The following is a 1,627-nucleotide window of genomic DNA, read 5'->3' as shown; positions in this document are numbered from 1 at the left end:
TTATTTAAAAGGAGAAGCAAATTTACTTCAACCTGATGATGTGGTGCATGGTTTTGGCTGGTCAGTAACTACAGGTTTAGAAACAAAAGCACTCTTATACTCAGCTATTTTGGATGGAGCTCTTAGCGAAGGCTATCAAACACATAAGCATATATTCAATGCCTTAGGCACTTTTTCGGGTAGTTTGTATTATAATAGACATCAATTAAGACTTTTTTATGAAATTCCTACACCATATACAAAAGAGGAGAAAAAAATAAATATTTTTGGAGGATTAGCATATAGTTATAGATTTTAGAATTATTTAATCTTTTAGGATGTATAATTAACTAACCAATTAGTTAAAAGGATACAAAATGAAAAGACGTAATTTTTTAAAAGGTGCTGCTCTTGCGGCGGGTTCTATGGCTGTGTTGCCTTCTATGGCAAATGCAAGTATGCTTGCACCTAAAAAAGGGGAAAAAGCTCCTTTGGGTGCAGTAACACTCTATTTTGAATTCACTCTTGTAGAAAAATTTAAAGATAATATGCTTCGCCATGTAGATGAGTATGCAAAAGTACTCCATAGAAAAAAAGGTTTTTTATCTTTAGAACTTAAAAATATGGTAGGTGATTCGACAATGGTTCACAATTACCCTACAAACCTTAAAGGTGTTTTGAGTTCTGCTTATTTTGATGCGAGCAAAGAGGGAAGTATGCCTCTGTTTTATTCACTATTTGTTCGTTTTGAAAACTATCATGATTTGTTAGCTTCAAACACAACAAAATGGTTTAAAAGAATGATTTCAAAATATGGAATGCTTAGTAAGAATTATCATGAAGGTATTTATAAAACTGTTGCAGCAGGAGATAGAGAACATATCTATACCTCACAAACAGAAATACGGAAATTCTTGAAAAATCAAAAAGACAGAATAACAAGCAGATACATAACGGTAAATAATCATGTCTCTATTTTTACAAAAGATGCGTCAGTATTTAACAAGAAAAGCACATCACTACTAAAAGTGGCACAAAATACTTTCCGCCCAGCAAAAGGAGATTATGATTATAATCCAAAATTCCCTGTAGGAATACCAGGGTCATATCAAAATCTTCACTACAGAAAAGCGATTTCAACTGAAATTTTACAAAGTGCTTTCTCTGATGGAAATGACAAAACACATTACCTTTTCCATGGTGTTTGGGAAAGTGTATATGATCATGAAAACTCTCATACTGATCCTCGCTTTAGAGCTGATGTTATGAAAATATTTCCTTACATCGTTGATGGACCAATAGAACCATTTTATGAAACAATTATTTTAGACAATAATGCTTAATTAAATAATCAATAGGAAAAAAAATGCAAAATAAAACAATAGATTTCAATACATATTTAAAAGGTTTTGATTACCAAGAGCGTCAAGATATGAAAATACAGATGCCTGAACTCTTTGAACTCTACGCAAAAGGTGAAGCACAGGTAATAGACATTCGTTTTCATGAAGAGTATGAAGCATGGCATATTGGTTTTGGAGACCATATTCCACTCAATGAGCTACCAGATAGACTCGATGAAATAGATAAGAATAAAACTATTGTTACTATGTGTCCACACTATGACAGAGCAGAAATTGCACGCCTT

At 32.6% G+C, this 1,627-nt stretch carries 3 protein-coding genes; all 3 read left to right on the top strand.

From position 1 onward, the window contains the following. The coding region (locus MVY38_RS00895) for a lipid A-modifier LpxR family protein (protein WP_297482423.1) at positions 1 to 298 on the top strand (298 nt) is incomplete at its 5' end. Positions 299 to 356: 58 nt separating this feature from the next. Further along, a complete protein-coding gene (locus MVY38_RS00890; protein ID WP_297482420.1) occupies positions 357 to 1,322 on the top strand; it encodes a twin-arginine translocation signal domain-containing protein in 966 nt (321 codons plus the stop codon). 23 nt (positions 1,323 to 1,345) lie between these two features. Further along, on the top strand, positions 1,346 to 1,627 hold a 282-nt coding region (locus tag MVY38_RS00885), incomplete at its 3' end, for a rhodanese-like domain-containing protein (protein ID WP_297482418.1).

Source organism: Sulfurimonas sp. (assembly GCF_027056685.1).
Lineage (GTDB): Bacteria > Campylobacterota > Campylobacteria > Campylobacterales > Sulfurimonadaceae > Sulfurimonas.
Note: the sequence above shows the minus strand (reverse complement) of the source record. Positions and strands in the feature narration are given on the sequence as shown.